This window comes from Sivoneniella epilithica UHCC 1019, assembly GCF_040830845.1.
In the GTDB taxonomy this organism is placed as follows: Bacteria; Cyanobacteriota; Cyanobacteriia; order Leptolyngbyales; family Leptolyngbyaceae; genus ULC077BIN1.
Genome location: NZ_JBFPDP010000006.1, coordinates 57,318 through 80,509, shown reverse-complemented (window position 1 = coordinate 80,509; position 23,192 = coordinate 57,318). Strand labels below are relative to the sequence as shown.

The window sequence follows — 23,192 nt, the reverse complement described above, 5'->3', positions numbered from 1 at the left end:
CTGGTGTGGATACCTTCTAGTTTTGTCGTAATAGCATCACTCTTGCCTCTGCAAGGAGGTAGATTGTTTCAAGTCTACTAGGGTTGCATTTCCAGTACACAGCATTGTGATAGCAATCTCTGCCTGCAAAATTTCCACCAGTTGATTGGTTGCTTCCTCAGACTCGTTTGCTGCCTGCAAGAACGGCATTGCCATCCCTGCAAGATCAGCACCGAGAGCGATCGCTTTTGCGGCATCCAGCCCATTTCGTAACCCGCCAGAAGCAATCAGCGGCACGGTCGGTGCTACTGCCCGAATTGAGGTAATGCACTCTGCGGTGGGAATACCCCAATCTGCAAAAGTCGCCCCCAACCGCCGCTGTCGAGCATCCTGTGCCCGTTCGCTTTCCACCTTTGCCCAAGAGGTGCCGCCTGCGCCTGCCACATCGATCGCGCTTACCCCAGCGGCGATCAATTTTTCTGCCATCAGCGCTGAAATCCCATTGCCGACCTCTTTGGCAATCACTGGAACGGGCAACTTTTCACACAGAATCGCAATCTTATCGAGCAATCCGCGAAAGTTCGTGTCGCCCTTGGTTTGCACACATTCTTGTACTGGATTTAGGTGCAATATCAGCGCGTCCGCCTCCAATAGATCCACTATTTCCAGGCATTCCTCCAGACCATAGCGATAGTTCAACTGCACCGCACCTAAGTTGGCAAACAGTAAAATATCGGGAGCCAGCGATCGCACCGTAAACGTGGATGCCACTTCTGGATTTTCTACTGCCACCCGCTGAGACCCCACGCCCATCGCCAATCCATAGCGCTGGGCAACCGCCGCTAACCGAAAGTTAATCGTTTTTGCCAACTCTGTACCACCTGTCATAGAGGAAATGAGCAGTGGACTAGACAGCGATTTACCCAAAAAAGTGGTCGTTTGGTCAATATTCTGAAGATCTAGTTCGGGAAGGCAGCAGTGAAGAAAGTGATAGCGCTCTAAGCCACTGCTCGTTTGACGGAATTGCACATCTTCATCCAAACAAATTCGGAGATGATCTGCCTTGCGGATTTGAGTTTCTGCTGAAAGATCCATAAGTGGCAAATCTATACATTACGTGAGGTTCAAATGTTGCTGAAGCGATCGCCGCATCACCTCAACGGGGGCAGGCTGTTGGAGCCAGATTTCTAGAGCGGCGGCTCCTTGCTGCACCAGCATTTCTAAACCATCGATCGCGATCGCGCCTTGTTGGGCTGCCTGCTGCAAAAACAGCGTCGGTTTTGGAATGTAGATTAGGTCATAGGCGATCGTGCCGGGTTGCAGCATTTTTAGCAGGGAAAGCTCTATAGGAGATTGATCAACCTGGGGATGCATTCCAATCGGGGTGGTGTTGACGATTAAGCCTGCGGCAGGAATCAGGCTGGCTAAGTCATGCCACTCGTGGGTTTGAAGTCTGGGTGCTATAGCTGAATGTGCCCAGCTTTGCTGAAAGGCGGCTAGTTTGGTGCGATCGCGTCCGACCACATGAATTGATCGACAGCCTAACTCAGCGCAACCTGCAACCACGGCTCGTGCTGCACCGCCATTGCCCAAAATTACTGCGTCTGTCTCTGCCCAAACCTGGTCAAGCTGCTGGAGTGGAGCCAGAAAGCCGATCGCGTCCGTATTCGTGCCGCTCCAGCCTGCCCCTGTGTTGTCGTTATTCAGCCAAACGGTATTTACTGCACCGATCGCCTGAGCAATGGGGCTGATTTCCGTCAAAAACGGCATGATTGCTTGCTTGTGCGGAATGGTAATATTAAAACCTTTTAGCTCGATCGCTGCAAATCCGGCGATCGCGACTGCTAAATCTTGCGGCTGCACAGACAACGGCAAATACACAAAATCTACGCCAAGATGGGCGATCGCGGCATTGTGCATTACGGGCGACAAAGAATGGGACACCGGATGTCCAATTACGCCCAATAGCTTCGTTTTACCAGTAATCACAGGTTAAGTCAGGAGAATAGATTAAGCCACCGATTCTGGTTTAGCTGGCTCTGTAGCGGAGTCCAGAGATACAGGAGAAAATTCAAGATCTGCCACTTCTACAGAATCTAAAGGTGTTTCAGATGGGCTAGCGGGATTAAGTAGTGCTTCTATGGGTGCAGTTTCGGGAGTGGATGCCGCGATCGGGTCGCCTGCTTCGGTTAAGGTCACTTCGGGAATGGCAATCTCTTCAGTGGCGGGGCGATCGGGTTCTGTGGAAGAGATAATCCGACGGATCGGCAAGTTGGCAATCAAAGCCGTTGATCGCTGATTGCTTTCTAAGGCAAATTCCATACTTTCAGTATCTAGCTCAACGTAGCGAGACACGACTTCTAGAATCTCTTTTCGCATGGATTCGATCAGATGGGGTGGCAAATCGGCGCGATCGTGTGCCAACACCAATCTCAATCGGTTCTTCACGTCATGACGACTGTTGGTTGGGCGAGCAAAGAGACGTTCAATCAGTTCAAATAACATGAAGCACGAAGGTAGAGTGGGGGACGACTTTTAGAACAGCTTGGTCGAGAACATTTTGCGAAGACGAGTCAGTAGCCCATCGTTTGGCACACTCAGATCCATAAATTCAACGGTTTCACCTTCTAGTCTGCGGGCGATGTTGTCGAAGGCGGTTCCTGCCAAGGAGGGAATTTCTGATAAGACTAAGGGTTCGCCCTTGTTGGTAGACACAATCACGCGCTCGTCATCAGGAACCACACCAATTAAAGGAACTGCCAGAATTTCCTGCACATCTGCCACGCTCATCATGTCGTTTGCCTGCACCATGGCGGGTCGCAAACGGTTAATGATTAGACGTACCTTTTTAATGTTATTAGCTTCGAGTAGCCCAATCACGCGATCGGCATCTCGCACTGCCGCAATTTCGGGCGTGGTCACAATCAAGGCTTCTTTGGCTGCCACGATCGCATTTTGAAACCCCATCTCAATTCCTGCGGGGCAATCCACTAGCACATAGTTAAACGCTTTCGTCAGCGCATTTACCAACTGCTTCATTTGATCTGGCTTAACGGCATCCTTCGTCCGGTTTTGCGCCGCTGGCAGCAGCATCAACGTGGGAAAGCGCTTGTCTTTAACCAATGCCTGCTCTAATCGGCAATGCCCTGCCAACACATCCACGGCAGTATAAACAACCCGATTCTCTAGACCTAGCAACAAATCAAGATTTCGCAACCCAAAATCCGCATCGATCACAATCACCTTGCGACCCCGCTTTGCCAATGCCATACCTAAATTGGCGGTAGTGGTGGTTTTGCCTACCCCACCTTTACCAGAGGTGACTACAATAACGCGACTCATGGAATGAGGTTCATCACTAAACAACTAAACGCTGGTCATAACCCATGGAACGCCCTGAGTTATACAACCATATCAAACTTGCCTTCCTTATACTCGAAAAGCGCCAAAATGGTGAAAGTAGGAATTGCAAGTTAGAGATTTCAAGATAGGAACAGGACAGGTTACAAGACTTCTTCCGCCAAATTTTTTCCCTCAACTCGCTCATATTCATCGTCCACCAGCTACTCTTGAGCCGCTTAATAGTTTTGATGAACTTTTTAGTTCGATCGCTCCCATAATCTTTGAATTTCTTCAATCACGGGTGCATCGGGTAACGGAATGATCTGGGTCGTCGGCTTGACCTCGCTGCCGGGAATGTTTTGTCGCCAAGGGCTATTGGGCACAGATTGGAGATCGACGGAAGCGTTCACAGGACGAAAGCCATATTGCACAAAGACAGCCTGCTGTTCGGGTTGGGTAAGAAAATCAAGAAATTGCTTGGCGGCGTTGGCTTTGCCGCTATCCACGTCACGCTGAACGATCGCGGCGGTGGAAGTCGTTTCCATGGTGGGATTGGGGTAATAGATTTGGTAGGGTTTGCCCTGAGTGGTGGCAGATTGCTGCCAGCGGTACAGCACGTTGCTTTCGTATACCGTTGCCAGATCGGCATCATTCTGACCCCTCACAATGAACTCTTGCAGCAGCGTATCGCTAGATCGGGGCGGTTGATACACCGATCGCTTGACTAGGCTCACCAGGGATTGAGCATTCGCGGAATTCAACCCAGTTGGCGTAAGCGTTCCACCCAGTTTGGATTGCAGCCATAAGCTGAGGGTGAGTTGTCCACTGTTGGAGCGGGTGGGGTCGGTCATGACAAAATCAAAGCTGCCCCAGTCTTTTTGTCCGCCGATTTTGTCCCAAGAGCCACTTTGCATTGCCTGTTCTAAACGATCCCAACGGAAGCGTCCATTGGGGAATAAAGCTTTGCCGCGTTCAGCCCAGGAGATCGCCACGAGCATCGTTTTTGCCACCGGACGCGGCGCTTCGTGAAACGGGTTACTATTATTTTGGGTTTTCCAACGGGTCTCTAGCTCCTTCAGCAGTGCGCCATTGGCAGGAATCAGCACAGTGGGTTTGAAGTCGTTCTGGTCATTCAAATACTTGTTAACCAGTTCTTGCGATCCTTGAAACTTAAGCGTCAGGTCGATGTTGGGATGAGCCTGTTTGAACTTGGCTTCCATCGCTTGCAGCGGTTCTTGAAGTTCCGTGCCGCTGACCACCACGATCGCCTGTCTCAAGCCAGGAATCGGCGCATAAGCCAACACCAACGCTGTAAAAATGATGGCACCAGAAAGCAGCGATCGCCGAGTTAGTTGATCCTTATTTTTCATGACTAAAATCCTTGCCTAAGTGCAAAGTACAAACTCAAAATTCAAAACTCAAAACTCACCATTCACCCCTCGCCCCTCGCCCCTCACCCCTCGCCATTTGTTATCAGCCCAATGTGGTCTTGAAAAAGGCTGAATTCGTTGCTGAGCGATCGCAGTTCTTCAGCCTGACCTGCATCAGTTAAGTTAGCCGTACGAATTTGATTTTGCATTCCCTGAAGCACTCCCGCCGAATCCAGAATCAGGGTAGACAGGCTCAATACTTGGGCTTGACGGGCATCTTCGCCTTGACGTGCTAGTTGAATATTGTGGCGCAGACTCTCGGCAAGGCGGTTGAGTTGGTCACGGGCAACCCCAGAACTAGCGGGGATGCGCGTGGTGATTTCGGTTAGCTGCTGCTGCAAATCTTCGACGGCTAATAGGGAATCGGCTCCATGCATTCGTCGGCTTAACTGGTCGATTTTGGTGGGAAGTTCTACAGCGCGATCGCAGGCAGACTGCACCATCACTAACAGATCCATTTGATTTGCCTCAGTCAACAATCGGCTTGCCTCTTGGCGTAAACTATTTGCCTTCGCTGCTAAATTTCCTGCTTGCAACCGCACCGATTTCAACTCCTGCTCCAAGGCTGGATTTTCTAAAATGGGCACGGGTTCAGCAGCTTTTTGCACCATGGCACCCCCCGTGGAGATCGCTGCCGCCACTGGCAACACCATCCAAGATGGCAGATTTACTAGCCGCACCCCAGCAACCAACACCACGGCACCTGCCAGCACAGATAAGGGATACAACAAAGGATTTGCCAGTTTCATATCAAATTACGAATTACGAATTACGAACGGCGAATAGGGAACTCAAAACTCAAAACTCAAAATTCAAAACTCCGTACCTAGCACTTCGCACTTCTAAAACTCCACCTGTAGGTCTGCCATCAGCTTTGCGATCGTTTCGGGTTCGCCTTTAGAGTAATAGCCACCGTTTAAATCCGCAATTTTTTTCAAAGCGTTGGGGTCAAATTCGCCTTCTTTGCCATAGCCCACGGTGAAAAAGGCAATGCGTTGATCGCTGTTGAAACCGCTTTTTTGCAGTTCGGCACTGAGTCCATCCAGGCTGATGGAAGAGCCAGTATCTTCGCCATCAGTCAACACCAACACGGCGTTGATCGCATCTTTGCGGAGATTTTGCTGGAGCCAGTTGCGACCCGCCAGAGCTGCATCATACAGGCGTGTGCCGCCATCGGCATTGAGGCTGCTGATAAACTGGATGCCGCGATCGCGTCCTTCCGGTGTGCCATCCACCATCACGGGTTTGCGAACCTCCGAATCAAAGTCAATCAGTGCAATTTTGTCCTTTGCTCCCAAGCTATTGATGTATGTTTGCAACGTACTTTGGACTGCGGGAAGTTTATTGCCGCCCATGGAACCAGAGGAATCGACCACCACCACCACCAGCGACGGCTTTTTAGCAGCAACCTGCCACGATTTCAGCATGGCATTTACGACTTCCGGCTTGGGCGGACGGTAGGAGTCATATCGTGCCTGTGGATTCACCCCAAACTCTGCGGTGAATTTGGGACTGAGAGCGACTCCAGGCTTTCCAGGTCGCAATCCTAAATTGGTGACAATTTCTTGAGCATCTGAGGTTTGGAGATAGGCGATCGCCTTTTCTGCGGCTGCCTTTTCATCGGCGCTGACCCAGGGAGCCTTGGGCAAAATCACCCGCATATTAGACGAAAAAGTAGATTTAGGATAAATCGCCTGATAGCGCTGTTGTCCCGGTTGGAGGGTGGAGTTGGCTGCAATCACAGAAGATTCATAAACTGAGCCAACCGATGCCCAAAATGCGCCATTTTTCACCATCGCCTTTGCGAGAGAGTCTGTAGACACGCCATAGCGGGTGACTTTGGTTTGAATCTGTTGCACTTGCGGCTGATAGCGGTTTACATCGTCTATGGTCATTTGTTCTGGACGCTTGCCCGAAACGGAAGCAAACTGTGCCACGAGGGTTTGCAAACCAGAATTGGAGCGGGTGGGAGCCGTGTGGACGTAGTGGATTGCGATCGCCGGACTCGCCGGATCGATCTCTTTATGCGTTTTAGCGATGCCCAACACCTTAAACGGGTCATCCAGCTTTTGCAGTCCTGGGGCAATATCCGCTTGCGCCATCAATACCATCGGGCTATTGGCAACTAGGGTTGAATCGGTAATGTCAGGAATGTAGTTTTGCCCCGGAAACAGTTGATTCATTTGGTAAATCAACTGGCTTTGATAAATTTCGCCATCCACTGAAACCAGGGTAGGAAACTCTGGCGAATCTGCCGGAAGTGTGCCCAACTTAAATTGCTGTGCCTTTGAGACGACATCAGTGACAATATCGCCGCTGCCTGCTGCTTTGCAAGATAGAAAAAACTCTTTGCCATTGTCGAGTTTGGGACGCTGTTGATTGAATTTTTCGGCGGTCTGATTACAAACATCTGCAAGGGCACTACCCACCAAAAATTTGACTTCAAAACCAGGATATTGAGCTTGGGGAGGTGAATTGTCGGTTTGTCTAGTGCAGCTACTGATGAGCAAAAGCCCAACTAGAGGAATGATGACTCGATTGTACGATCGCCAACGTTGGTTCATAGGTGCCATACCGATAGAAGACGATGTGAAATTGCTATCAACCTTCTTAGTATCATATTTATCAGGAGTTGCTCGTCATTGCGCGATCGCAGTTGACACCACTGGCTTCATCAGCGCGATCGCCCATTTCGGAGAAATCACAATGTTTCAAATTTGTTGTTTTCGATACCAAAGATTACGATGCTAGAGGACTCAAGCATCGTGTTAGAACCGATTCACTGCCCTCAATGGGCTGGCGTTGAAGTGATCAAACACGGCACAACTCCAGACGGCAAACAGCACTACTCTTGTCACACTCACAGTGCCCTCGGCGCACTTTTATTTTGCAGTATGAGTCTCGAGGATATTTGCCTGAAGTCAAGCAACAAATCAGCAGATTGAGCGCAAGCATTTAACCTGACGCACTCGCATTAAGCGCTTAGCCCGAAAAACCATTTGCTTTTTCAGGCGTTGCTGAATAGAAGCATGATTTTTGACTGTAGGGGTAGGTCTTGTGCCTACCCTGACGGAGATGAAGGGCAACCACAAGGGATTGCCCCTACGAATTTCATATCTCGATTCAGCAACGCCCTTTTTCAAGTCCGTTGTAATGCAGGACATTGTGATTGAATTGTTCCTTAACCGTTATCAGTTTGGCTCACCTATCTGACCTGAAACAACAACTCTAGAACACGACCAATTGAAATGTATCAACAAGCTTATGATGCGAAAAGGGGACTTTTACTAGAGAATTTTAATGATCGAGGGGGTAGGGATATGTAAATAGCATGATCGCCCTCGCCACAGCGCGATCGCTGAAAACTCAAAACTTCCCTCCTCTCTTTGCTATAGCTCGTCTGTTATCCTAGGGCAAGTCTAGCCCTGCGGTTGAAAGAGGGAAAAATGTTATGGCACAGCAAGAAGTGACTCGCCTATTTAGGGCAGTGCAGGAAAACCCAGAGTTGCGCGATCAACTCAACGCAGCACCCGATTTAGCCGCGTTGGTGCAATTGGCAGAGAGTCATGGCTATCATTTCACAATGGAAGAGTGGCAAGCCGTGACTAATTTTTCGGTTGAAGAACTGGTGTGTGAGGTGTCTGAAATCCCAGGGATTTAGCGCGATTCGGCAATTTTGGTCAGCCGTTGTAGGCGTTTGCTGATGATGGCAAGTAAGCCGATCGCCAGAGCCGGACTGCGTTTTAGCAAGGATTCCAGTCTTTGAGCATTCAACACTAGCACTGTTGTGGGGTCGGTGGCTGCAATCACGGTTGCGGAGCGCGGAGTTTTAGTTAATACGCCCAATTCCCCAATAGTTTCGCCCTTCGCAACAGTATTAATGATTTGGGTCGAGCCGTCGCTGCGGCTAATTTGCACATCCGCCTCACCGTCAAAGATAATTAGCACTTCCTGACTGCGATCGCCCATCTGACAAATTACGTCGCCTTGGTCGTAACGGCGAGACTGGCAGGATATCGCCACATCAATCAAGGTACTCAACGACAACTGATTAAAGAATTGACTTTCAGATAAGCAAAACAGCTTGTCGAGAGTCGTCAAGGAGATCGATTGTTCCGTCAAGGAGTCTCTTTGAACGGGATTAACAATCCTCTGCGCCACTTCTTGCAATAGCAACGGCTGACTGGTTTCCAGCAATTCTGCGGCGGCACGGGAGGCGGTCGGTTGATCCACTAAGTGCAACCCATAGAGGCTCAAGGCGCGCACCAATGGCTCTAAATCTTCATGCAAAATGGCACCCAGAACTGAACTCAAGCTTGTGGTTGGCAGGTCGGGACTGGCACCCTGAGACTGAGCATTCAACAGGTCGAAGACTGGAGGCGCTAGCTGGGATTGCCACGATCGCTCACCATCCTCGTCTTCGGAATGCAGGATTATTGGCAAAATAGGATGCGCCACCGCATGGATCTGTTGGGCAAGCATCAGGGCTTCTGGGCTATCTTCCAAAATTTCCACCAGGGAGAGCAGCCGATGCAGAATGAATTTTTGGCGATCGGCGATCGCAATGCTAAGCAGCGTGTAGACTGGCGCTTCTGGATCAGTTGGCTTGATTTGCAGCGTACTATATCGCACCACCATTCCTTGAAACTGATGCAACAACGCCTCCGCTTTTTTTAGCACTCCGCCAGTTTGCCCAAACACAGTATTGAAAATCTGCTCATTTTCCTCCTCAGCAATGCGATATTGCCGCTTCAACCTAAGAATGCGATCGCGCTTATACTCCAACGCCTCGCGAACTGGAGTGCCACTGCCAACCAAGTCTTGCACCAACGATTCCAGGCTTTGTTGATAGCTGTCTAGCCGGAGTTGATTTTCTAAACTGACCTGCTTGGTTTGATCAAACAGGCTGGGGTCTTCAATGCCTAAACTTGCCAGAATGCTGTAGTGTTCATTTTTGCTGATGTCGAGTCCGGTTTGGAGTTCATGCAGCAAAGCACTTTCAGCCGAACTGACAATCCCATTTTTTAATGCGCCCTGCACTACGCCTTTATAAACCTCTAGTTTTTGATTCTGGTTAATATTGGGCAACACTTTTGCCAGCACATACACCTCATCTGGCTTCAGTTCCTCATTGCTGCGGTTGAGAAACTTCGCCACATCAAACCCTTGCTTATCCAATTGGCGGCGGAGCGTGTTGGCAAGTCCCTCTCTGGAATACTGCTCGGAGGTGCGCCAAAAGGTTTGATAAAACCACAAACCACTGACCAACACGATAAAGCCTGTAAATCCCCGCTCTACCCATCCGGGCAATAGGGCAAGCGTGGGGCGGCTGCCAAACACCCAAAACAGGTTCCACACACCAAAGGTGCAAACCGTGAACACCCGATGCAAAATCTGATCGTTGTCTAGATTGCGTCCCTGCCGTTTCAAATGGTTGCGATAGGCTTGTTCGGCAAGGCTAAACACCCCGTAGGATGCCCCCACGAACAGCGTGAAAGTCAGCGGTACGGCAATCAGTTTAGGAATGGGAATCGGCTGTGCCCCCAGATAAAACCCTGGGCTAAAGACAGTGGCGAGTTGATTAGTTTCATGAGTCCAAGCACCGGAGTAGTAATACTCCCAGTTGCCGCTGTAGAGAAAAAAGTAGAAGTAGAAGCTAAATACCAAGCCGATGTAGCCATAGTGGATAAAGCGGCGATCGCGCTGAGTCACTCGATCCCAATAGGAGCGCTCTGCATCGATATCCATGCAGGGCGATTGACAGCCCACACAAGCGCTTTTCTCCTGTCCCGTTTTTTGATCCACTTCTCGACAAATGGATTGAGTTAACCCTTTTTGCTGTCCCCAATGTGCCTGAGTGCCCAGCAACCCGCGCGGTCCCGTAAAAATCATTTGCACTGGAGCCATCGGGCAAAAATATTGACACCAGCTTTTGCCTGCATAAAGATAGCCCACCAAAATTGCTGAAAGGATGGTCAGAATGAGGAAAATACCCAATGCCCAGCGATCGGAGTTGATGAACAAAATTCTGAACACTAACCCCAACACCAGCAAGCCAAATTGAAGATAGAGAAAGTTGCGCCCCAGCAAGGATTTTTTGTCGATCGACACCAGTTCGTAGCGAGTTTTGCCTGTGCTGGTGACTTTTTTGAGCTTACGTTGAATGCCCAGCGATCGCGGAATTTGTGAAAAAAACGACAGCGGACAAATACGTCGCCAAAATTCGTGACCCAACACAAAAATGATGAGTAATCCAGCCGGAACCACCATTGCCCAAAAGATCCGAGCGCCTAGGGGATAAGGCTGCTGCGGCAAGCAAACGCCCTGCACCTGTACGCATTGGGCTAGGTCAGACATTGCCTCTGGTTGAATGCGAAGCGGACTGAATAAGGCTGTGGGTTCGGTCAAATAGGCTGTAATCGGATCATAAAACAGCGATGCAATCAACAGCGACCAGGCGATCGCCAATCCCCACCGAATCCGATGCACAGTCTGTTCAGACAATCGATGCAGCATAGATGATTCAACCCCTGACGCTCTGAATGCTTGTAAGTAACCTGTCCACTCAACTATGCCCGAATACTTGAATCTTCCCATCGTCATTCGTCATTCGTCATTCGCCCTAGCACTTCACCTTGCGTCCATCGGGCATGGTGGCATTACACATCGTTGCTCCCTCCAACACTGCCCCATTCAAATCGGCATTGAGCAAGTTGGCACCGTTGAGGTTCACTTGAATTAAGACAGCACCCCGCAGGTTGGCACCGCTCAAATCAGCCTTGCTCAGATTGGCACCCTGAAAAATCGCGCTGCTGAGATTGGTATTTTTCAAAGAGGCTTCGCTTAAATTGGTGTTGCTCAAGTCGGCATCTCGTAGGTCATTGCCGCTCAGGTCTACTCCTTTTAAGTTCAAATCGGTGAGCTTTGCGCCTTTTAGCCTCATTCCTTGCAGGCGGACACCCTCAAGACGGGTGCCTTGCAAGTTGCCTCTACTCAAGTCTGCACGGCTGAGGTCTGCACCGTTGAGGTTGCTACCCGTGAATTCTGCTTGAGTCAGGGTTGCCTCGCGCAAATCGGCAGTGAACAGGTTGGCATTGCGAAGTTTAGCTTGGGTGAGATTGGCTTGGGTGAGTTGAGCTTTGGTCAGGTTGGCATTATTCAACGTGGCGCTGCTGAGATTTGCGGTTTGCAGGTAGGCGTTGGTCAAATCTATTTGGCTAAGGTCGGCTTTTTCCAGGGTTGCACCGCGTAGATCGGTAGACCGAAAGCTACTCTGCTTCAGGTTGCCTTCGGTTAGGTTTGCCGTGCGGAGGTCGCTAAGAAAAAAGCTGGATTTTTGCAAGTTAGTTTTGCTGAGATTGGCACCGCTGACCATTGCCTCTTCGACGTTGGCTTCCGACAGGTTGGCACCTTCTAATTTGGCGTTCCGCAGATCTGCCCCGGCAAGATTTGCTTGTTTCAAATCGGCTTCTTTCAAATCTTGATTGCCGATCCCCTGATTCACGAGCGATCGCACCAGTTGCCATTTGGGTGATAGAACCGTGCGATCGCTAATCGTCGTATTTTTCAGCCGTGCGCCTTCCAAAAATGCTGCCTCCAGATTGGCATCCTCTAAGTTGGCATTGCGAAGATCCGCCCCTTTCAAGTTTGCCTGTTTTAGAAACGCCCCTTTCAGGTTTGCCCCATTCAAATTAGCTCCCCGTAAATTGGCTCCCTTCAAATTTGCCTGCTCTAAAAAGAAGCCGCGCAGATTGGCATTCACCAGATCGCAGCCTTCACACTGGCGCGTTTCCTTCAGCCGCTTCACCTGACTTTCATTCGCCGCCTGAGCCGCCGTTGCCGCCAATAGCCATCCCAAACACATCATGACCGCGAGAAACCTGCTGTGCAGAATCACGAGACAATTCATAATCGGTGTGCCATAAACGAATAAGAAAAATTGCTGTGCGAGTTCAGTATCCTGAAACGAGATCGCAGCCCTGAAACCTGATAATAGTACAGTTCCTCATTGGAAACAGAACCAATGCGCTGCCCGATTGGATTCAGCCTGACCACCCTTGCCCTCAACCTTTCAGCGATTCCCATTGCCGCCGCCAATCAAGTCTTCCCCTCGCCTCTTGCCTTTCGCCTCTCGCCCTTCCCTATTTTCCTTGCCCAAAAAGCTCTCCAGGAAAAACTAAAAGATTTCACCTACTGGTCTGATCTCTGTGGGTTACAAGCCGACTCTGGCAAGTATGAAGATGCGCTGACTTCCTGCGAACAGGCAATTTTGCTCAGACAACGAGATTCGGTGATTTGGGCAGACCATAGCGGCGTATTGCTGCAAATGAAAAAGTATCCTGAAGCGATCGCCTCGGCGGAAAAATCCCTGGGCTTCAATCCCAAAACCTCCTTAGCGCTGACCTATCAATGCATGGCGTTTGCTGCCTTGGGTCGCAGTGAAGAGGCTTTGGATGAATGCGCCCAAGCCCTGCGGGTAGATGGCAACTGGGGCAGGCGATCGCCCGCCTTGGCATGGGTGAATCGGGGGTTGATTTTCAGCCAGTTGGAGCAATATGACCAGGCGCTGATTGCCTACGATCGCGCCCTATTACTAGACCCGAAAGATCCCCAAACTCAAGCCTACCGCTGCGACACCCTCTCAAAATTGGGGAAACAAGCCGAGGCGATCGCCGCCTGTGATCAAGCGGTGGCGAAAAGCGGCAAAGGCAGTGAACAGAGCGCTGCCCTAGCGCTGGCAAATCGCGCTGGAGCAAACCGCCAGTTAAATCAACTGGATACCGCCGTGGCAGATTATGACCGTGCCATTCGCCTTAACCCCAATGATTCCAACCTTTGGGCAGCCCAGGCAACCGTTCTAGAGCAACTGGCGCAATTTCAGCAAGCGTTGACCTCCTACGATCGCGCCGTGCAACTGAACCCAAAATCTTCTCTAGCCTTGGTGGGACGCTGCACCATGCTGAACGTATTGGCACAGCATGAAAAAGCCCTAGAAGCCTGTGACCAAGCAATTCAAGGGGATGGCGTATGGAACGCGACGGGGGCAGCCCAAGCTTGGAACCAGCGCAGCAAAGCTCTGACGGGTTTAGGCAAATATGAGGAAGCGCTGGCATCCTCGCAGCGAGCGACGGGGATTAAGCCCGACTATACCGAAGCCTGGAGCGATCGCGCCGTAGTGCTGTGGTACTTGAAGCAGTATGACGAGGCGATCGCCGCAACTCAGGAAGCAATTCGGCTCAACCCCAACTATGCCCAAGCATGGCTGAATCAGGGCGGGATTTTGAGAACACAGCAGAAATACGCCGCCGCCCTAATTGCCTACGACACTGCCCTGAAAATCGATCCCACGAATTCCGATGGCTGGGCAAATCGCAGCGCCCTTCTGTGGCGCTTGAAACGGTATCCAGAAGCACTCGTCGCCGCTGATAAAGCGATTCAATTCAACCCCAAGTCGTTTCAAGGCTGGCATAACCGGGGCGTGGCGTTGATCGAGCTCGGACGCTACGGTGAAGCTCTGATTGCCTACGATCGCGCCCTTGAGATCAACTCCAAAAGTGCGGAAGCCCTAACCGGACGCGGTATCGCCCTGGCACGACTAAAAAAATATGCAGAGGCGATCGCGGCATTGCAAGCGTCCCTGGCAATCAACCCCAATCAACCCCTAGCACAGGAAACTCTGAAAACCACTACTCAGGCTCAACAAAAACTGCTAGATGCCAAAAAGCCTGCAAAAAAGTAGAATTTCCTTGAGAACTTAAAATGCCGGATGCTGTGGCTTTAAAAAACACAGCGTCCGGTAAATAAAAAGACTGCTTTAAGTTATGGGCAGCAAAGACTATTTGCTACCAACAACTACAATATTTCCTGTGGATCTTGCTGGGAGTTGCTAGAAGCGGTTTTGGACAATTCCAAAAGCCCTGGGGACTCAACAAAGCCATAGTAAAACGCGATCGCGGCACTTAAGCCGTGGAGTAAAACATCGCTTCCAAAAATCGGGACTGTGCCGAAAAGGGTATTGGTGTAAGGAATTAGTCCTAATACAGCAAATAGTCCATAGGAAACTGCAACTACCCGACTATAAATACGGGCACTATCTAGCGCAAGGGATGCCGCAATACCTGACAGCCCTACAACAATGCGAATAAAAGCGTGAATGCCATTGGTAGGAATCACTCCTGCAATATACCCATAGCCCATACCGTATGCATCACTGACCTGGGAGGTCGCTTCGCCGTAATCAACCAATCCTGGAATCAAGCCCATAATTCCAAGTAACAGAAAAAAGATACCAGAGATTAATGCAAAGTATTGTCCAGCCTTCATAGCAAACTCCTTGTTTCTATACTCAACAGTTCAAAATTCTCAAAATTCAAAGTAGAGATACCTTAAATTAGTCGTCTGAACTGCTTATTTCCTCTTCTTAAAGAGGAGTTTGTGGATATGGCTATGGATAGAGCTAAAAACGAAGTGAGCCTATAGCAACGATCCTGTGGCGCGGTGAGCATGTCTACCCATTGCCGTCTATTTTGCTAATGGATTTGATGCTTTAGCAAAATCTCTTGCGTAGATCCTGTATTTTTTTAGATGGTGCCTTCCTGCGATCGCCAATGCTTTAGAGTGATTCCGTACAAAAGTGCGGCGATCGCCGCAAATAACCATGCTAATGACACAAAAAGCCCATGAGTAGAGCCGCCGTATTTCTCGATCGCGATGGAGTTCTCAATATTGAAGCAGGCTACATCCACAATGTAGAAGATCTGCATCTGATTCCAGGCATTGCCCAGGCAGTGCGTCAACTCAACGATCGCGGCTTATTTTGCTGTCTTGTTTCTAATCAATCCGGTCCTGCCCGTGGCTATTATCCCGCTAGTCATGTGGATGCCCTGCACGATCGCCTCTGCCATTTATTGCAACAAGAAGCAGGGGCGCGATTGGATGCTCTTTACTATTGCCCCTACCTCAGCCATCCCGAAGGAGGCACCGATCCGCAATACACCCGCTACAGCACTTGGCGCAAACCCAACACAGGCATGTTCGTCGCTGCCGCTTGGGAACATGATCTGGATATTTCCCAAAGCTTCATGGTGGGCGACAAAGCGACCGATATTGATATGGCGCATAATGCAGGCTGCGTCGGGATTTTGGTGCAAACTGGGTTTGGGCAACAGGTTCTTAGCGGCGATTACCAGCATGAAACCCAACCGGACTACATTGCTAAAGATCTTGCCGATGCTGCCCAGTGGATTTTGGAGCAAACCAGCCATGCCGTCTGAAGAATTGTTTCTGCCAGCCTTAAACCCTGAAACTGTTTTACCCAGAACCGGATCAAAGTATCCTGAGCCGTTCAAAGCAAAAGTGGCGGGACGCAGCAAGCAAGCTTTGGGAGACGCGCTAGGACTCAAAAACTTTGGGGTAAATCGGGTTCATTTGGCACCCGGAGCCGCTTCCTCAATTCGGCATTGGCACACCCGCCAAGATGAGTTTGTCTATGTGCTGACAGGTGAGTTGACGTTAATTACAAACGCTGGAGAGCAGGTGTTGCAAGCAGGGATGGCGGCAGGGTTCCCAGCAGGAAAAGCAGACGGGCACCAGTTGGTGAATCGATCGCACTCAGACGCGGTGTATTTGGAAGTGGGCGATCGTACTTCAGGCGACGAAGTTGTTTACCCCGATGATGACTTGGTGGCTGCCCAGTCTACTAACTGGAGTTTTACTCATAAAGACGGCAGTGCTTATTAGACAAAGCGAGATCGCGGATGTTGACTGATCAGTTCGCAAGTGGTGTCCACTTCCTCAACGCAATGGGCACACTAAGCCCGAACAATTTGCTGGGACTGACGTGCTATCAGCCAGCCAGTAACAAATTGCCCAAATTTAAGGGAAACTCACGATGTCTAATTCTTCTCACTCATCTATCCGCCGTCGCGACCTAATTCGAGGATTACTAGCAACGGGAGCTTTTGCAGGCTCCTCTCGTTTTTGGACAGGTTGCACCTCTACACCGCAATCTTCTTCTAGCCCTACGCCTATCGAAAAAATGGTTACGCTAGGGTTTATCTACGTTGGACCCAAAGATGACTATGGCTACAACCAAGCCCATGCAGAAGGGGCGGCGGCACTGGCAAAATTACCTTGGGTTAAGATCGTGGAAGAAGCCAGCATTCCTGAAACAACTGCTGTGGCTGAAACGATGCGGAAGATGATTGACGAGAATGGCGCGATCGCCCTGTTCCCCACATCCTATGGCTACTTCAACCCCCACAGCCTCAAAATTGCCGCTGAATTTCCCCAAGTGCAACTGTTCCATGCCAATCAGCCCTACAAAGCAAACTATCCAAAAAATGTTGGCTCCTATTTCAGTGATTTGGCAGAACCCGCCTATCTTGCTGGAATTGTTGCAGCATACGCTTCCAAAACTGGCAAACTTGGCTATGTGGTGCCGAAAGCGATTCCCGTGGTGCTGCGAGAACTGAATAGTTTTGCGTTGGGTGCCCGCAGCGTCAACCCCGCGATCGTGATTCAAACGGTGTTTACGGGGGATTGGTCGTTGCCGGTGAAAGAAGCGGAGGCAACGAACACGCTGATTGATCAAAATGCGGATGTGATTACCAGTCGGGTGGATAATTTGAAAGCGGTGATTACGACGGCAGAAAGTCGAGGTGTATTTTCCAATGGCTATCACATTGATCAAGCAAGTTTGGCTCCCAAAGGCTATCTCACTGGGGTGGAGTGGAACTGGGGCAAAATCTACACTACCTATGCTGAGATGCTGCGGGCTGGCAAAACCTTGATGGATAAAGGGATTCCTCCAGTCATTGCAGGCGGCTTAAAGGATGATTTCTGTAAACTATCGCCCTATGGTGCGGCGGTCAGTCAGGAAGCGAAAACAGCCGTAGAAACGGCTAAAGCAAAGCTTTTGGATGGTAGTTTGGTCATCTTTAAAGGTGAACTGAAAGATAACAAGGGTAAGGTCGTGATTCCTGCGGGAACGCAGTACACGCTGCAAGATCCGCAGCTACAGGGAATGAACTGGCTGGTGGAAGGCGTGGTGGGCAATGCGGGGACGCAGTAGGAAAATGGCGAAGGATGAGTGGCGGGTGGTGAGTGAGGGATGGGTAGAAAATGAGTATCTATATGCGGCGGGTGACGGAGTTGTCGGTGAAGGGGGCGCGGGTGGTGTTGCAGGGGGCGATCGCGAAAGCAGAAGCAATGGGTATTCCTCAGTGCGTGGCGGTGGTGGATCGGGGCGGCAACCTACTGGTGTTTGAGCGGATGGATGGGGCAAAATTGCACAGCCAGTTCACTGCCATTCAAAAGGCATATACGGCGGTGTCTGCGAGGGTGGCGACTGGACAATTGCCGTTTGAGTTGGCAGTTGGGATTGCGCTGGCATCGGGCGATCGCTTTGCCACGATTGCCGGGGGATTGCCGATTATGCTGGATGGCGAAATCATTGGCGCGATCGGCGTTGGCTCTGGCACGGATGAGGAAGATATTGAAGTGGCAGAAGCGGGAATTGCGGCGTTGAAGGCAGTTATAGACAACTGATAGCTTTAGCCTAACTAGCGATCGCCTTACGGGATAGCTTCCGCCAACGAGAAACAACGCGAGTCCAGAAGGAATCTAGTTTGCGTCGGAGGTATTGGGGTAGCCCCTTCGAGACTTTTTCAAAACGGTAGAAAAAGAGAATATCCACGACATCTTCCAAGCTCAGCGGACGCAGATAGGTGACGACTTTATCGACAATTTCGTCGCAGTCTTGCAGATATTTCTTCATGCCAAACTTTTCAGACAGGTTCCAGGTTTTGAGAAACACGCGATGCATTTCGGTTTGATAATCCTGAAAGCTATCTGTTTGGCGATCGAGGTAGGTTTGAATATGCTTGCTAGCGATTTCTGCGCCCTGCATTGCATGACGGATGCCCTCGCCACCTAAAAAATTAACCGTGGAAACGGCATCACCGATCGCGATCGCGTTCTTCCGATAGTAAACATCCTGCAAGCCACGACTATATTTCAGCGTTGAACCATGCACCTCAATCAGCGTGTAATCAGATTTGATGTAGTCCTGCAAAATCAAGTGAATGTAATGCTTCAGCGGCTCGGTTTGCTTCACGAATTCGTGGTCGGCGTTGATGATGCCTGCGCCCACCTTTAGCCGATTGGGTGCCATCGGAAAAATCCACGAGTAGCCTTTGGGCATCCACTTATAGCCCAAAAAGAAAGTCAGCGCATCGCTATACCGCTGATACACCTCGTCTGAAACTTCAATCAAATACTCGATGCCCGTACCTGACAAAAATTCTGGCTTTGGATCATCTTTGCCATACATCACCGCCCGAAACGGACCCGTCGCATCTACCACCACACGAGCGCTAACGGTCACGGCTTCACCCTCTCGCACCAATGACACTAAGGTTTGACCCGTATTTTGACTATGACTCACGTAACGGCAGTTCATCCAGACTTCGCCACCGATCGCCTGCACGTCGTTTGCCAGGAATTCTCGCAGTTTGCCAAAATCCAGCACAGCCCCGATCGCCTCTGGAGTTTTCCATTCGCCCTGCTGGTTGGAGGTGACCACCACAAACTTATTCCAGTAGGTGCCCACCACGCTTTCTGGCAAATCATATTGGCTCAACGTTTCCAGCGGGGTGCCTGCACTAGAAAAGCTGTTGATCGCAAAGTCTTTGTGCCGTTCTACTAACAAAACCTTGCGTCCGGTTTTTGCCAGCGATCGCGCACACTGCCCTCCCGCTGGACCGCCGCCCACCACCACCACATCAAATTCCTGCATTTCAATAACTTAGTGTGACACTAACCGCCTATTTTCCCCTATTGCTTAGTAGAAACGATGAGGTTTATCGCCTATTTACCAGAAAAGTTGAAATTAGCGATCGTAATAGCCTTGCTGAAAAATAATCACCGCTTCAATCGGGGCATTGGGGGATTGGCTGGCAAAAGGCACATATAGACCAAGCCCAAATTCAAAAGAAGTCAAACCCGTTTCGTCTACTTCAATCTGAGGATCGATTGATCTGAACCAATTGCGTAGCTCACTAAACGGCTGACCAATCAACGCTTTTCCGCGAAATGTGGGATTTGCTGGAGCCGCGAGTTCGATCGCTTCACACCCATCCGGCTGTTTGTAATAAACATGCATCCCTAACTCATCAAAGGCATCAGTATTTAACTCATCTATTGCCGTCTTTTTGAAGGCTCGAACGCTGGAATTTAAAGCATGGCGCACTTGCTCACAGGACATGCCAAACTGAACACCCGCAATCCCTTGATAGGGTTCAATCTCCAGCTTTACGTCTAGCTTCATAATTTCACTTCCGACTACGAAAATGACACTCATTCATCTTAATCGGGATTCAAGCGATCGCGAATGGTTTCCACATACTCCAACATTTCCTGAATTGCCTGATCATACTTGCTGTCAAACTTTGAGCGAATATCCTCAATATCCATCTGCAACGCTTCGAGAAATTTCCCTTGTTGAATCAACGCTTGCTGTCGTTTACGGTAATCAATTGCAGAGCGAGATCGCCCCCAACTCGCCGTTTGCCGATGATCTAGGGTTTCCATCCAAATTGCGGGTCCTTCCTCCACCCTCAAACGGCTAGCAGACGCAGCAGGCATATGATGCACTTCTCCACCCTGATTCGCCTCCCGAACCGCTTTGTACGCCCCACCTTTCATGCAAATTGTCTCCCAAAAGACTTGAACCTTTATGCTTTAACAGTAGAAGGTTGGATTCCTAACTATCGCCTAAATCAAGTTAGGAATTAGTTAGGATGTACTGAAAAAATATTTAACGAGTCAGAGGGATATGCCATCAACTCTTCAAACAGAAGACAACTTTGATGAAGTAGAAAAGCGATTTGACCTCAAACGGCTGAAGCGTGACTTAGAAAAGAAAAGTTTGCACCCAATTACTGACGCGCCCTGGCGCTACTTCAAAGGTGTGCTTTGCGTAGGCGATCCAGCAAAAGTTGCAAAGCGATGTTTTAAGAGTTCAGGAAATGTTCGAGATTCATTAAATAAGTACGTTAAACCTTACCTACTCGAAGTTCTAAACCTTCCAGAGCAACGGATTGTTTGGGAGCGGGTTGCTGGGTGTTTATGTGATGCTGGTTACGGCAATCTTGACCAAAGGTTTTCGCTGTCTATTAACTGGCTGCGGGTTTGTGGTGAGATGCTGAAAATGCAGCAGAAACAATTGCTAATGAGTCAGCCGTTGGGATCTGGCAGTAGGCGTGTTGCGGATGTGTATGTTCGCTTGGGATTGGTGGAACGCAAGCAAAACGAACAGCCAAGAATTGCTCCGCATGATGCTGCGGATCGTTGGTCTGTGTTGGAGCAAGAAAAAACAACTCCCATTTCACATGAAGATTTTCTTGAGCGCGTACTTCAACCAGGAAAACCGATCGCGATCATTGGCGAAGCAGGGGCAGGCAAAACAACTCTTTTGCAACATATCGCTGAAGAGGTTCAAGGAGAGAATACGAAAGGTTTACCCATCTGGATTGACTTAGCGGACTTAGAGCCAAAAGAAACTTTAGAGAGTTACCTGCTTAAGAAATGGCTTAAGGCTGTATTACCCATCATTCAAGAGCATTTTCCTGAAGCGGTTCCAGATTTGCACAATTCCTCTAAGGACTTGCAAAAATCCTTGATTGAGGAAATCAATCAAGGGCGAGTTTGGTTGCTGCTAAACGGCGTGGACGAAATGGTGACAGCGATTAGGCAGCCGTTGCGTTGGATTTTAGAGCAGTATCAACAAGGTTGGACTTCTAAAGCAAGAATTGTGCTGACCTGTCGATTGAACGTCTGGAGTTCGGATGGCGAGAGGTTGACCAATGTTTTTGAGGTCTATCGAAATCTCGATTTTGAACCTGAAGATGTTGAAAAGTTTATCCACAAATGGTTTTTAGGAGAATCTGAGCGAGACTCTCTCGACAATTTGAAAGCTGAATTAGAACGCTCAAATGAACGGATTAAAAGCCTGATCCGGAATCCATTACGATTAACGCTGTTGTGTCTCACTTGGCAAAAAGGCGGAGATAAGCTCCCAGACACGAAAGCCGGACTATATCAGCGATTTGTTGACTGGCATTATCGATGGAATGAGGAAAAATGCTTAACAGAAGAAGAACAGAACGCATTAGTTGAGCAACGAGAAGAACTCGATCGCCAGCTTGGCGAGTTATCTAAATTTGCTCTAGATGAGCAAGAATCTCGCTTTCGGCTTAGGGAAAGTACTGTTAAGCAGTTTTTAGGTAATCCAAAACAAAAAGGCTCCTTATTCTGGTGGGCATTGCGGCTAAATTGGCTTGCCCCGATTGGTTTACCTACTGCTTCCGAAAAAGATGCCGATGAACTTGTCTACGCCTTCTTTCATCCTACATTTCAGGAATACTTTGCAGCATTAGCGATCGATGACTGGTGCTTTTTTCTGAATCAGAATAAGGGTAATTATCATGTTTTTGAAAATCAGTGGAAAGAAATAATTCTTTTGTGGGTCGGACGAAGAGAATTAGCTAAGGAAACCAAGAAAAAGCTTGTCGAGTCTCTCTTTGAATTTGAAGAAAACTGTGGAGATTACTATTTCTATTGGTCTAAGCTTTTTACTTTAGTATTTTTATCTATGAATGAGACAGATGACTTTGACCAGATGTCAATCAAAAACACCATAGAAAATATTTTGCGTAATCCTGATATGTACTCTGAAATTAAAACTATGCCGGCAATTAGGAAAAGAATTTTACCCTTTGATTTTGATGGTTATATGAATCAGGGCATAACTTTGCATAGAAAAGGGTATTTACCTTTTTTAGATTCGTTCGCATCAAAGGAAATGCTCTTTAATAGTATTAATTGTTTTGAAAAAGCTGAAGAATTAATCGAAAAACTCGCATTTAATCATGATATAGAAACTCGCAGGCAATCTGTGAAAGAATTAATAACGTTTGCCATCAACAATTCAGATATTTTAAGTTACTTAATTGAGAAATTGGATGCTGCTGAGGATGAGAATATATGTTGTTCCATTGTTTGTGTCTTAGGAATTGCTGCTCCAGGAAATTTAGAAGTAGCTCAATCTTTAGCTAATTTAATGCAGAAGAGAAATACTGAGATTATACATATTTCAGTTGTAGTTAGCCTATGTGAGGTTCTACGGTATAAAGCATTGTTGAAAAATGAACTATTGATAATGCTAGTTCAGAAGTTTAAAGACTATCTAGAAATTGATCCTGACTCTTATTGGCTTTATGGAGAAGTTTTATATCACTGTGCCCAAAATATGAGTTATCCAGAATTTTATGAGGCTTGGCATAGTCCATTACTCGATGTTTCAGAAACTTATGCAGTAGGCGATGAGTGATGATGAAAGTGTTAGCGATCGCACCACAAACAGCGATCGCGCCTAACAAA

The 23,192-nt window shown here is 48.9% G+C and carries 20 protein-coding genes; 7 read left to right on the top strand and 13 right to left on the bottom strand.

All coding sequences use genetic code 11. The features are described from left to right. Positions 1 to 36: 36 nt before the first annotated feature. The 7 genes from fni to AB3R30_RS05840 form a co-directional block, all read right to left on the bottom strand. Positions 37 to 1,074 (bottom strand): type 2 isopentenyl-diphosphate Delta-isomerase, encoded by a 1,038-nt coding sequence (gene fni / locus AB3R30_RS05870; RefSeq protein ID WP_458648219.1) that lies wholly within the window; start codon positions 1,072 to 1,074, stop codon positions 37 to 39. 18 nt (positions 1,075 to 1,092) lie between these two features. Beyond that, positions 1,093 to 1,968 carry a shikimate dehydrogenase gene (locus AB3R30_RS05865; RefSeq protein WP_458648218.1) on the bottom strand — a complete coding sequence of 292 codons (876 nt, stop codon included), beginning with the start codon at positions 1,966 to 1,968 and terminating at the stop codon, positions 1,093 to 1,095. Positions 1,969 to 1,989: 21 nt separating this feature from the next. Next, positions 1,990 to 2,484, bottom strand: coding sequence for a cell division topological specificity factor MinE (minE, locus tag AB3R30_RS05860; RefSeq protein ID WP_458648217.1), 495 nt, complete (start codon positions 2,482 to 2,484; stop codon positions 1,990 to 1,992). Between the two features lie 30 nt (positions 2,485 to 2,514). Beyond that, on the bottom strand, positions 2,515 to 3,321 hold the full coding sequence (gene minD, locus AB3R30_RS05855; protein ID WP_458648216.1) for a septum site-determining protein MinD: 807 nt from the start codon (positions 3,319 to 3,321) through the stop codon (positions 2,515 to 2,517). A 257-nt stretch (positions 3,322 to 3,578) separates the two neighbouring features. Then, positions 3,579 to 4,691 carry a substrate-binding domain-containing protein gene (locus tag AB3R30_RS05850; protein WP_458648215.1) on the bottom strand — a complete coding sequence of 371 codons (1,113 nt, stop codon included), beginning with the start codon at positions 4,689 to 4,691 and terminating at the stop codon, positions 3,579 to 3,581. Positions 4,692 to 4,774: 83 nt separating this feature from the next. Further along, complete coding sequence (locus tag AB3R30_RS05845) at positions 4,775 to 5,500, bottom strand: hypothetical protein (protein WP_458648214.1); 726 nt, start codon at positions 5,498 to 5,500, stop codon at positions 4,775 to 4,777. Between the two features lie 93 nt (positions 5,501 to 5,593). After that, positions 5,594 to 7,315, bottom strand: a complete 1,722-nt coding sequence (locus tag AB3R30_RS05840; RefSeq protein ID WP_458648213.1) for an extracellular solute-binding protein — start codon at positions 7,313 to 7,315, stop codon at positions 5,594 to 5,596. Between the two features lie 887 nt (positions 7,316 to 8,202). On the opposite strand from AB3R30_RS05840, the gene AB3R30_RS05835 reads away from it, so the two are divergent. Then, complete coding sequence (locus AB3R30_RS05835; RefSeq protein ID WP_458648212.1) at positions 8,203 to 8,412, top strand: Nif11-like leader peptide family natural product precursor; 210 nt, start codon at positions 8,203 to 8,205, stop codon at positions 8,410 to 8,412. Here AB3R30_RS05835 and AB3R30_RS05830 read toward each other — a convergent pair. Together AB3R30_RS05830 and AB3R30_RS05825 are read right to left on the bottom strand one after the other, a co-directional pair. Further along, entirely contained in the window at positions 8,409 to 11,267 is a 2,859-nt protein-coding gene (locus AB3R30_RS05830; RefSeq protein WP_458648211.1) for a cyclic nucleotide-binding domain-containing protein, read from the bottom strand. The two genes, AB3R30_RS05835 and AB3R30_RS05830, sit on opposite strands and share 4 nt — an antisense overlap. Before the next feature lie 106 nt (positions 11,268 to 11,373). Continuing rightward, positions 11,374 to 12,660 carry a pentapeptide repeat-containing protein gene (locus AB3R30_RS05825; RefSeq protein WP_458648210.1) on the bottom strand — a complete coding sequence of 429 codons (1,287 nt, stop codon included), beginning with the start codon at positions 12,658 to 12,660 and terminating at the stop codon, positions 11,374 to 11,376. A gap of 114 nt (positions 12,661 to 12,774) precedes the next feature. Between AB3R30_RS05825 and AB3R30_RS05820 the strand changes: the two genes are divergently transcribed. Next, positions 12,775 to 14,490, top strand: coding sequence for a tetratricopeptide repeat protein (locus tag AB3R30_RS05820; protein ID WP_458648209.1), 1,716 nt, complete (start codon positions 12,775 to 12,777; stop codon positions 14,488 to 14,490). Between the two features lie 113 nt (positions 14,491 to 14,603). Here AB3R30_RS05820 and AB3R30_RS05815 read toward each other — a convergent pair whose 3' ends face one another. Further along, positions 14,604 to 15,074 carry a DUF4383 domain-containing protein gene (locus AB3R30_RS05815; RefSeq protein ID WP_458648208.1) on the bottom strand — a complete coding sequence of 157 codons (471 nt, stop codon included), beginning with the start codon at positions 15,072 to 15,074 and terminating at the stop codon, positions 14,604 to 14,606. Between the two features lie 356 nt (positions 15,075 to 15,430). Here AB3R30_RS05815 and AB3R30_RS05810 point away from each other — a divergent pair, with 356 nt between their 5' ends. From AB3R30_RS05810 to AB3R30_RS05795, 4 genes are all read left to right on the top strand, one after another. Then, positions 15,431 to 16,024, top strand: coding sequence for a D-glycero-alpha-D-manno-heptose-1,7-bisphosphate 7-phosphatase (locus AB3R30_RS05810; protein WP_458648207.1), 594 nt, complete (start codon positions 15,431 to 15,433; stop codon positions 16,022 to 16,024). Continuing rightward, positions 16,014 to 16,490, top strand: a complete 477-nt coding sequence (locus tag AB3R30_RS05805) for a cupin domain-containing protein (protein ID WP_458648206.1) — start codon at positions 16,014 to 16,016, stop codon at positions 16,488 to 16,490. The genes AB3R30_RS05810 and AB3R30_RS05805 overlap by 11 nt, the downstream gene beginning before the upstream one ends. A 151-nt stretch (positions 16,491 to 16,641) precedes the next feature. Continuing rightward, entirely contained in the window at positions 16,642 to 17,823 is a 1,182-nt protein-coding gene (locus tag AB3R30_RS05800) for a BMP family ABC transporter substrate-binding protein (protein WP_458648205.1), read from the top strand. A gap of 50 nt (positions 17,824 to 17,873) precedes the next feature. Continuing rightward, positions 17,874 to 18,299 (top strand): GlcG/HbpS family heme-binding protein, encoded by a 426-nt coding sequence (locus tag AB3R30_RS05795; RefSeq protein ID WP_458648204.1) that lies wholly within the window; start codon positions 17,874 to 17,876, stop codon positions 18,297 to 18,299. A 10-nt stretch (positions 18,300 to 18,309) separates the two neighbouring features. Here AB3R30_RS05795 and AB3R30_RS05790 read toward each other — a convergent pair whose 3' ends face one another. From AB3R30_RS05790 to AB3R30_RS05780, 3 genes are all read right to left on the bottom strand, one after another. After that, the gene (locus AB3R30_RS05790; protein ID WP_458648203.1) at positions 18,310 to 19,548 is read right to left on the bottom strand and encodes an NAD(P)/FAD-dependent oxidoreductase; all 1,239 of its coding nucleotides are present in this window, start codon (positions 19,546 to 19,548) and stop codon (positions 18,310 to 18,312) included. A 93-nt stretch (positions 19,549 to 19,641) separates the two neighbouring features. After that, positions 19,642 to 20,079 carry a hypothetical protein gene (locus tag AB3R30_RS05785; RefSeq protein WP_458648202.1) on the bottom strand — a complete coding sequence of 146 codons (438 nt, stop codon included), beginning with the start codon at positions 20,077 to 20,079 and terminating at the stop codon, positions 19,642 to 19,644. Positions 20,080 to 20,117: 38 nt separating this feature from the next. Continuing rightward, entirely contained in the window at positions 20,118 to 20,456 is a 339-nt protein-coding gene (locus AB3R30_RS05780; RefSeq protein ID WP_458648201.1) for a hypothetical protein, read from the bottom strand. A 130-nt stretch (positions 20,457 to 20,586) separates the two neighbouring features. On the opposite strand from AB3R30_RS05780, the gene AB3R30_RS05775 reads away from it, so the two are divergent. Beyond that, complete coding sequence (locus AB3R30_RS05775; RefSeq protein WP_458648200.1) at positions 20,587 to 23,142, top strand: NACHT domain-containing protein; 2,556 nt, start codon at positions 20,587 to 20,589, stop codon at positions 23,140 to 23,142. Positions 23,143 to 23,192: the final 50 nt, after the last annotated feature.

What these genes read in the sequence shown, in the direction of transcription:
- AB3R30_RS05820 (WP_458648209.1), top strand. Translation starts at nt 12,775, where the DNA reads ATGCGCTGCCCGATTGGATTCAGCCTGACCACCCTTGCCCTCAACCTT.
- minD (WP_458648216.1), bottom strand. Translation starts at nt 3,321, where the DNA reads ATGAGTCGCGTTATTGTAGTCACCTCTGGTAAAGGTGGGGTAGGCAAA.
- AB3R30_RS05795 (WP_458648204.1), top strand. Translation starts at nt 17,874, where the DNA reads ATGAGTATCTATATGCGGCGGGTGACGGAGTTGTCGGTGAAGGGGGCG.
- AB3R30_RS05835 (WP_458648212.1), top strand. Translation starts at nt 8,203, where the DNA reads ATGGCACAGCAAGAAGTGACTCGCCTATTTAGGGCAGTGCAGGAAAAC.
- AB3R30_RS05805 (WP_458648206.1), top strand. Translation starts at nt 16,014, where the DNA reads ATGCCGTCTGAAGAATTGTTTCTGCCAGCCTTAAACCCTGAAACTGTT.
- AB3R30_RS05825 (WP_458648210.1), bottom strand. Translation starts at nt 12,660, where the DNA reads ATGAATTGTCTCGTGATTCTGCACAGCAGGTTTCTCGCGGTCATGATG.
- AB3R30_RS05830 (WP_458648211.1), bottom strand. Translation starts at nt 11,267, where the DNA reads ATGCTGCATCGATTGTCTGAACAGACTGTGCATCGGATTCGGTGGGGA.
- AB3R30_RS05780 (WP_458648201.1), bottom strand. Translation starts at nt 20,456, where the DNA reads ATGAAAGGTGGGGCGTACAAAGCGGTTCGGGAGGCGAATCAGGGTGGA.
- AB3R30_RS05850 (WP_458648215.1), bottom strand. Translation starts at nt 4,691, where the DNA reads ATGAAAAATAAGGATCAACTAACTCGGCGATCGCTGCTTTCTGGTGCC.
- AB3R30_RS05810 (WP_458648207.1), top strand. Translation starts at nt 15,431, where the DNA reads ATGAGTAGAGCCGCCGTATTTCTCGATCGCGATGGAGTTCTCAATATT.
- minE (WP_458648217.1), bottom strand. Translation starts at nt 2,484, where the DNA reads ATGTTATTTGAACTGATTGAACGTCTCTTTGCTCGCCCAACCAACAGT.
- AB3R30_RS05815 (WP_458648208.1), bottom strand. Translation starts at nt 15,074, where the DNA reads ATGAAGGCTGGACAATACTTTGCATTAATCTCTGGTATCTTTTTTCTG.
- AB3R30_RS05840 (WP_458648213.1), bottom strand. Translation starts at nt 7,315, where the DNA reads ATGAACCAACGTTGGCGATCGTACAATCGAGTCATCATTCCTCTAGTT.
- AB3R30_RS05775 (WP_458648200.1), top strand. Translation starts at nt 20,587, where the DNA reads ATGCCATCAACTCTTCAAACAGAAGACAACTTTGATGAAGTAGAAAAG.
- fni (WP_458648219.1), bottom strand. Translation starts at nt 1,074, where the DNA reads ATGGATCTTTCAGCAGAAACTCAAATCCGCAAGGCAGATCATCTCCGA.
- AB3R30_RS05785 (WP_458648202.1), bottom strand. Translation starts at nt 20,079, where the DNA reads ATGAAGCTAGACGTAAAGCTGGAGATTGAACCCTATCAAGGGATTGCG.
- AB3R30_RS05800 (WP_458648205.1), top strand. Translation starts at nt 16,642, where the DNA reads ATGTCTAATTCTTCTCACTCATCTATCCGCCGTCGCGACCTAATTCGA.
- AB3R30_RS05845 (WP_458648214.1), bottom strand. Translation starts at nt 5,500, where the DNA reads ATGAAACTGGCAAATCCTTTGTTGTATCCCTTATCTGTGCTGGCAGGT.
- AB3R30_RS05790 (WP_458648203.1), bottom strand. Translation starts at nt 19,548, where the DNA reads ATGCAGGAATTTGATGTGGTGGTGGTGGGCGGCGGTCCAGCGGGAGGG.